The sequence below is a fragment of the Centipeda infelix ATCC 43532 genome, assembly GCF_000234095.1.
GTDB classification, from domain to species: Bacteria; Bacillota; Negativicutes; order Selenomonadales; family Selenomonadaceae; genus Centipeda; species Centipeda infelix.
Window position 1 is genome coordinate 344,392 of sequence record NZ_JH376799.1, and the last position, 7,637, is coordinate 352,028.

Sequence of the window (7,637 nt, forward strand, 5' to 3'; positions counted from 1 at the left end):
TCCTTACACTGCCGGTAAATATTACCAGCGATAATGTGCGAATGCCTTGTTGGCCTCCGCCATCTTGTGCGTATCTTCCTTCTTCTTGATCGCTGCGCCCGTATTGTTCGCAGCATCCATCAGCTCCGCCGAAAGACGTGCATCCATCGTCTTCTCGCCGCGCAGACGCGCATAGCCGACAAGCCAGCGGATGCCGAGCGTCATGCGGCGATCCGCACGAACCTCGACTGGAACCTGATAGTTGGCACCGCCGACACGGCGTGCCTTGACCTCGAGCACAGGCATGACATTGCGCAGAGCCGTCTCGAACACCTCGAGCGGATCCTGCCCTGTCTTCTCGCGAATCGTGTCAAACGCATCGTACACAACGCGCTGTGCGACACTCTTCTTGCCCGAGAGCATAACCTTGTTGATAAACTTCGTCACCGTCTTGGAATGATATACCGGATCCGGCAGAACATCCCGCTTCGGCACGGGGCCCTTACGTGGCATAGCCCAACCTCCTAACGATATACTTCCTTACTTCTTCTTCGCACGCTTCGCGCCGTACTTGGAGCGACCCTGTGCACGGTTCTGAACCCCTGCGGTATCGAGGGAACCGCGAATGATGTGGTAACGAACACCCGGCAGATCCTTCACACGACCGCCGCGAATGAGGACGACGCTGTGCTCCTGCAGATTGTGCCCAATTCCGGGGATGTATGCGGTCACTTCGATGCTGTTCGTCAGGCGAACACGAGCAACCTTTCTAAGAGCAGAGTTCGGCTTCTTCGGCGTGGACGTATAGACACGCGTGCAGACGCCGCGCTTCTGCGGGCTGTTCTTCAGTGCTGGTGCTTTCGATTTCTCCTCGAGGCTCTTCCGGCTCTTGCGAATGAGCTGATTGATCGTTGGCATACTGCACCTCCTTCCTTTGTCGTCATATCATTTCTTTTGTATGAAAACGCAGAGAACTGCGTTTTTACCGTAGTTTGGCGACCGCTGCCGCACCCACATCGAGGTGCACCGCAGCGCCGAGCTCCGCCTTCGTCGCGGAGCGGTTAGGGGTAATCCCCGCACCCCCGCATGCCGCAAGCAATGCGCCAAGCACACGCTCATCGACATCAGAGGCGATGAACACCATCTCCGCCGTATCGCTCCGCACCGCCTTGCACACCTGATGGATGCCGGCGACCGTGCGCGCTGTACGCAATTTTTCCAAAGACATAGTGCACCTCCAAAAAGGGGACTGTCACATAATATCATCCGTCAAAACGCTTGTCAACGCATATTTTACAAAGTTTTCTATTTACACCCCTTCTAGCGTATCTTTCTTTTTTGTTTAGATATTTTTGTAGAAAATGCGGACATTGCTGTCCGCACTCATCAAATATTACTCTCCATCAAAAGTTCGGGGTGACGCACATAGTACGCCGTCAACTCACAGTACGCATCGCGCTCCGCCGTGAACCGCTCCGTATCGAAGTGCCACGGCAGCTGCCCCGCCGTCACAGCCAGCTCCTGCGCGGCACGCTCACGATAGTAGCCAATCTCCTCACGCGTGAGCCACGCATATGGTGTCACAACACAATCAATCGGCTCTGTCAGCGGCTTTTCGACAGCATAGTAGGGGAATCCCTGCGGTGCAATAAGTTCAATAAGTGTCGGCAAGATGTTGAGGTGTCCACCAATCACATTGTGTGCAAGATGCGCTTCCGTCAGCTCCGCATGGTGCATCGAAAACGACGTGAGAATGCGTTCACGCAGCAGCATCTCCTCCCGCGCTGCCAGCCCCCGAATAAGCGGAGCCTCACCGCCCATGTGATCTCCCGTCACGATAAAGAGGCCGTCCGGAAACGCTTCCCGCATCTGTGTGATGAAACGGCAGAGTGCCCAGTCCGCATACCACGCACAACCAAGCCCGCGATACTTCAGCGAGTTTTTGCGCAGCGCAGCACCCATTTGGGGATTCAGACGTGCTGCATCAAAGCCGCACTCCTCAAACGGGATACGGTAGGGGCCATGGTTCGAGGTCGTATAGAGGAAATGAAAGGATGGCACATCATCCCCCTCTGTGCGAATGCGCCGCGCCGCTTCGTCCAGAAAGATATGATCGTAGACACCGAGCCACGTACGCGGCGCATCTTCCCCACAGATATCCATGCCGCCGTATGCCGCATCAAACCCGAGCGCAGGCACAAAGTGGACGAGACTGCCCCAGTTCAGTCCGCCGCCGTACCAGAAGGACGTACGGTATCCAAGTTCCTTGAGCTGGCGCGGCAACGCAGTGGGCAACGTATGATCCCAAAAGATCACATTCTCGTTCAACTCCATATCCGCGTCATAGATGCCGAGAAGCAGCCTGACAATAGACGGCTGCGAGATCATCCCGCCCGAAAGAAAATTGTTGATACTGACCGTATGTTTTTCGGCACGAAAACGAGCCCCCGCCTCCATGAGATTCAGTGTCGCGTACGGCTCATCGAAAAAAACCTGCCCGTAACTCTCCGCCAGCAGAAAGAAAATATGACGCGGCGGCGTGATGCGCGCCCCCTGCGCCGTTCGCCGAAACACTTCCAGTGGAGCCCCCGCGAAGGATGTCGGCATGATCGCTGTCATAATCGCACGGCTCTCTGCATCGGTATGATTCAGGCACTCCCGCACAGGACGTTTCCACACCATCTTGAGCGCGATGAGATCATCGATCGCCGCCTTGCCGAGTACCGCATCCTCCTTGACAGCAGCAGGCACCTCATCCCACTCGGGCTTTTTCCGATGGCGCAGCGTCCCACCATAGCGCAGCCAGTAAAAGAGCACAATAGCGGCGATAAACACCAACGTATTGACCGCATACTGTCCCGCCCCATCCGTCAGCGTGGGATAGGACACGGACGGCAGGGAAAGCAGAGCATTTCCCGCCGCGCAGCAGAGCGCGAGATAGGGCAGATACCCGAGCAGCAGCCACACACCATGATTCTGGTGAAAGAAGATATCGGCGAAGTTGCGCTTGTCTGCATTTTTCCCGAGCCAGAGCGTCTGATTGAACGTATCGTGAAAATGCGCATAGAAAATCATCTTACCGATAAACGCCGTATAGAGCACCGCTGCATAGATAAGGAGCAGCGACAGACGCACGGCATCACTAACGGCAAAGTATGCGGGAAGGAACGCCGCAGGTATCGAGACGAGAACAAGAGGAATCAAAAACGCATACGCGTTGAAGTCCATCCCCCACCAGAATCCGTAACGAAAACAGGAAATCCACTTCCCCCACGCACCACACGGCGACTTCTTTGGCCGGTAGACGAGGATAAAGATGAGACGAAACACGGCACAGATCAGCGGCGGCAGAAGGAAAATCTTGAAATCCTGCTGCATTCCGAGAAAGAAATCACTGAACATCAAACAACCTCACAAACAAGAGAGGGATCTGCATGGAATTGTTTCTCATGCAAATCCCCAACTTCATCGCACTACATGAATGTGTTCCCGCCGTTTCTCCGGCGGCTCCATATTTTTCTTTTGCACAGGCACATCCTTACTGCGATCAGCAATGCCGAGCAGCATGCCCATTCCTGCCATCGTCACGATCAGCGACGAGCCGCCGTAGCTGATGAACGGCAGCGGCACGCCGACCACAGGGAGCAGCCCCGCGACCATCGCGAGATTTGCAAGCGCCTGCCCGAGTACGAGAAAGATGATACCGAGCGCCAGCACCTGCCCGAACGTATCCTTCGCCCGCGCCGCCACACGCATACAGGTAATGAGCAGCACCCCCAGCAGAAAGAAGATCAGCACCACGCCGAAGAACCCGTGCTCCTGACTGAAAATTGCAAAGGCAAAGTCCGTATGTGCCTCCGGCAGATACTCATATTTGCTCACGCCGTCGCCAAACCCCATGCCGAAGATCCCGCCCGAGCCGATCGTCGAGAGCGACTGCACCATCTGATAGCCTGCATCGCGTGCATCCGACCACGGATCGAACCACACCTCAATGCGCTTCATGCGATAGGGCTGCAGCGTCCCAATGGCAAATGCCGTCACCAGCGTAAGCGGCACGATCCACAGCCAGTAGCGCGGCTTAATGAGTAGGACAAGCGCCATGAGGAGTGGAACACCGAACACAATGCACGCCGTACCAAAGTCCGGCTCGCGGTAGACGAGAAATGCCATCACGAGAATTGCCCCGAAGGGGATCACCACACGCGGCCAGTCCCGATCCATGCGAAAGCGCTCCTTGCCAAGCATCGCCGAGATTGAGAACGCCCCCATCAGCACCGCCATCAGCTTTGCAAACTCCGCCGGCTGAAAACTCAGAGGTCCGAGCGCAATCCAACGCTGTGCCCCGTTGATCGTTGTGCCCACAAAGAGCACCGCAACCAAAAGGAAGAGATTGATCCCAAGTCCGATGAACATGAGCCCGCGCAACCGCTGATAGTTGATCTTACGACAGATCCAGCAGGCGACAATTCCGAGCAGCAGCCATTGGAGATGCCGCTGGAGGAAGTAGTACGGATTCTCGAAATTCATCGCCGCAAGCACATAGCTTGAGCTAAATACATTGATCGTCCCCGTCACAAGGAGGATCGCCATGATGATGACAATCGGCTCCGTCTCACTCTTGAAGAGCGTATAGCGCGTACGCATTACACGTGCCTCACGGGAGGGTGCGCCACAAGACGACCGATCTTCGCCCCGCGCGCGCTGAATTTGCGCTCGTACTCCGTCATGATATTGTCCGCCTCACCGAGCGCATGGAGATCGTGCGTCACACGCGAGAGCTGCCACCCCTCCGCCGCCATTGTCTCAAGCGAGTAGTCAAACAGCCCCATATTGTCCGTCTTAAAGTGAAGTTCTCCGTCTGCCTTCAGCACAGCACGATAGCGTTCAAGAAAGAGCTCACTTGTCAGTCGTCTCTTTGCATGGCGTTTCTTCGGCCATGGATCGGAGAAATTCAGATAGATGCGGTCGACCTCGGCGGGAGCAAAGAGCTCCGTGAGGTACGCCGCATCAAAGACGAGCAGCCGCACATTCGACAGCTGACGCGCCGCCGCCTTGCGCGCCGCAAAGTAGAGCACCCCCTGCTGCGCCTCAAGCCCTACATAGTTCACATTGGGATTCCGCGCCGCAAGCTCCGTCAGAAAGGCCCCCTTGCCCACGCCGATCTCCACATGAAGCGGTGCTATGCGCCCAAACGCCTCCGTCCATGCACCGGCGCACTGCGACCAATCGCCCCCAAGCGGTGTCACAAAATCCGCATAGTCCAGAATCGCCGTATCAATCCACGGCTTTCGTCTCAGTCTCATAGCCCGTTCCCGTTCAGCCCCGTTCTATCATTACCAGATCTTCCCCGCCATGAACCAGACGCGCCCCGCCGCATTGTTTTTCGCCGACACCGACGAGTCAAGACCGATGCGCCGCGCATAGTCTACACGCGCGAACCAGTCGCCCGGATTGCTGTATGCCGCGCCGATCCCCCAACCGCGCAGGGTCACGCGGTTGTCCGGCGCAACCGCCGTTTTGCTCACACGCACCGTTCCCATATCGTAGAACGTGCTCATTGTCAGTCCGCGCACCGGTGTATGCCAGCGCAGCTCCGCCGTTCCGAGCACCCCCTCATCACCCGCCCCCTCGCCCTGCGCGTAGGCGCGTACGCCGTTCGGGCCGCCGAGGTAGAACTCCTCCGAGCTGTCGAGATTGCGGCTTGCCTTCTGCCCCGCAACCTTGACGAGGAAATCCGTCGTGTGCCCGAGCTGCTGCACCGCTGTAGCTTCCGCCTCAAGCTTTGCATACGACCCATCCTCCGTGCGGTTGAGCTCGCCCAGAATACGGCTATACTCCGAGTCCAGCCCCAGCGTTCCAAGCGTCAGATTCGCATTGTAGTTCAGCGTCAGCCCCTGCACACGATGCATGCCAACCAGGCCCGCATAGACGCTATGCGTATGCTTTTTGCCCGTAAGCTCAAACGCCGTGATATCATCGTTCAGATCGCGGTAGTTGTAGCCATAGCGGAAAGTCAGGCTGCGATTCGTCAGATGATAGAGCGGCACCTGCCCAAAGAGCGAGACTGTCAGCGAGTTCCCCTCCGCGCCAATGGCAGAAAGGGTCTGTCCGATCTTATAATTCATGCGCGAGATGCCAAGTCCCAGTGTCGATCCGCCGTGTCCGACCACCGTCTCATAGTTTGCGTAAAAGTTTCGGAGGCTCCCGTTCGAGATCAGCGTACCGAGGCTCACCTTGTCGCCCGCCCCCGAGGCATTGTAGATCGTCTCCTGCAAGCCGTAGCGGTAGCGTCCCGTCGACGGACTGCCGTAGTTCTCTACATAGAACACCGTATTCGACTCCTTCGAGTCCTCGATGCGCACCGTCAGCTTGCTCGTACCGAACGCCGTGCCGGGGCTCAGCACACCGACCGCGCGTGCGCCCGTCGCATCCGACACCGAGTAGAGCGCCGTCTCAAGCTTCTCCGTCGTGATGATGTCATCCGCCTTCAGCCCTGCAATGATCCGACGTGCAACAGGCGTTTTCAGTCGGCTGTTGTTTTCAATCGCGATCTCACCGTAACGCCCCGGCAGCACACGCAGCACAACAATGCCGTCTGCACTCTCCTGCGGCGGCAGATACACCGCAGCAGCAGGATAGCCGTGGCTGCGGCAGTACGAAGTCAGTGCGTCCACCGTACGGCGCAGCTGTGCCATCGTCCGATACTCGCCCATCCCCTCCTCGAGGATGCGTGTCAGCTCCTTCTTATCGAGATCGAGATCGGGGGCCTCCAAAATAAAATTCTCAATCGTGAACTGCGCATCGTCACCCGCCTGCTGATAACGCGGGGTCTGATCCTCCACGCCAATCTCAGGTCTTGGCTGCTCACTCGCGACCTCCGCGCCCGGCCGCGCCAGCGACGGTGCAGCATAGCCCGCGCTCCCTACGCACGCAGCCCCCGCACAAATACACGCGGCAACACCCGCACGCACAACAGCATACTTTCTCATACAATTCATCCCATCACACACGATCGTCTCTCAACCCCTATTATGCTGACATTATTTCGTATACATTCTAGCATTTTCAAGGAGAAAAGACAAGGGAAGCGCACACGCGGCGGTTGCAATCGGAGCATATTTACGGTAGACTTTCCAAGAAAAACAAACATAGAGGAGTATACACCATGAAAAAAATACTATTCGTCTGCCACGGCAACATCTGCCGCTCCCCCATGGCGGAGTTCGTCATGAAACACCTCGTGCGCGAAGCAGGGCTTGCCGACAAAATCCTTGTAGAGTCCAAAGCTCTCCACCGCGACGAGATCGGCAGCGACACCCATCGCGGCACACGCGAAGTACTGCGCGCGCATGGCATCCCATTCAGCAAGCGACGTGCAACGCTCATGACCGCCGCCGACTACAGCGCATTCGACATCATCATCGGCATGGATACCGAGAACATGAACGACCTCGACCGCCTCACAGGCGGCGATCCCGACGGCAAGGTTCGCCGACTCCTCTCCTACATCGGCGAGGAGCGCGATGTTGCCGACCCGTGGTACACCGGCAACTTCGACATCACCTACCGTGATGTGGATGCGGGGTGTCGTGCACTGCTGCAAGAACTGACGAAAAATAAATAACCATGACAAAAGCGCCCCATCGATGGATTTT

Annotated in this window: 8 protein-coding genes; 1 reads left to right on the forward strand and 7 read right to left on the reverse strand. The window is 57.0% G+C overall.

All coding sequences use genetic code 11. The annotated features are described in order from the left end of the window. Positions 1-21: 21 nt before the first annotated feature. From rpsG to HMPREF9334_RS07835, 7 genes are all read right to left on the reverse strand, one after another. The gene (rpsG, locus tag HMPREF9334_RS07805) at positions 22-492 is read right to left on the reverse strand and encodes a 30S ribosomal protein S7 (RefSeq protein ID WP_006692921.1); all 471 of its coding nucleotides are present in this window, start codon (positions 490-492) and stop codon (positions 22-24) included. 27 nt (positions 493-519) lie between these two features. Beyond that, the gene (gene rpsL, locus HMPREF9334_RS07810) at positions 520-897 is read right to left on the reverse strand and encodes a 30S ribosomal protein S12 (protein ID WP_006692922.1); all 378 of its coding nucleotides are present in this window, start codon (positions 895-897) and stop codon (positions 520-522) included. 64 nt (positions 898-961) lie between these two features. Next, on the reverse strand, positions 962-1,207 hold the full coding sequence (locus tag HMPREF9334_RS07815) for a ribosomal L7Ae/L30e/S12e/Gadd45 family protein (protein WP_006692923.1): 246 nt from the start codon (positions 1,205-1,207) through the stop codon (positions 962-964). Between the two features lie 158 nt (positions 1,208-1,365). Then, the gene (locus tag HMPREF9334_RS07820) at positions 1,366-3,381 is read right to left on the reverse strand and encodes an LTA synthase family protein (RefSeq protein ID WP_006692924.1); all 2,016 of its coding nucleotides are present in this window, start codon (positions 3,379-3,381) and stop codon (positions 1,366-1,368) included. A 63-nt stretch (positions 3,382-3,444) separates the two neighbouring features. Then, a complete protein-coding gene (locus HMPREF9334_RS07825; RefSeq protein ID WP_006692925.1) occupies positions 3,445-4,626 on the reverse strand; it encodes an FtsW/RodA/SpoVE family cell cycle protein in 1,182 nt (393 codons plus the stop codon). Continuing rightward, on the reverse strand, positions 4,626-5,285 hold the full coding sequence (gene trmB / locus HMPREF9334_RS07830; RefSeq protein ID WP_006692926.1) for a tRNA (guanosine(46)-N7)-methyltransferase TrmB: 660 nt from the start codon (positions 5,283-5,285) through the stop codon (positions 4,626-4,628). Before trmB ends, HMPREF9334_RS07825 begins: the two co-directional genes overlap by 1 nt. A 30-nt stretch (positions 5,286-5,315) precedes the next feature. Next, positions 5,316-6,971, reverse strand: a complete 1,656-nt coding sequence (locus tag HMPREF9334_RS07835; RefSeq protein ID WP_006692927.1) for a ShlB/FhaC/HecB family hemolysin secretion/activation protein — start codon at positions 6,969-6,971, stop codon at positions 5,316-5,318. A gap of 176 nt (positions 6,972-7,147) precedes the next feature. Here HMPREF9334_RS07835 and HMPREF9334_RS07840 point away from each other — a divergent pair, with 176 nt between their 5' ends. Continuing rightward, positions 7,148-7,606 carry a low molecular weight protein-tyrosine-phosphatase gene (locus HMPREF9334_RS07840; protein ID WP_006692928.1) on the forward strand — a complete coding sequence of 153 codons (459 nt, stop codon included), beginning with the start codon at positions 7,148-7,150 and terminating at the stop codon, positions 7,604-7,606. Positions 7,607-7,637 lie beyond the last annotated feature (31 nt).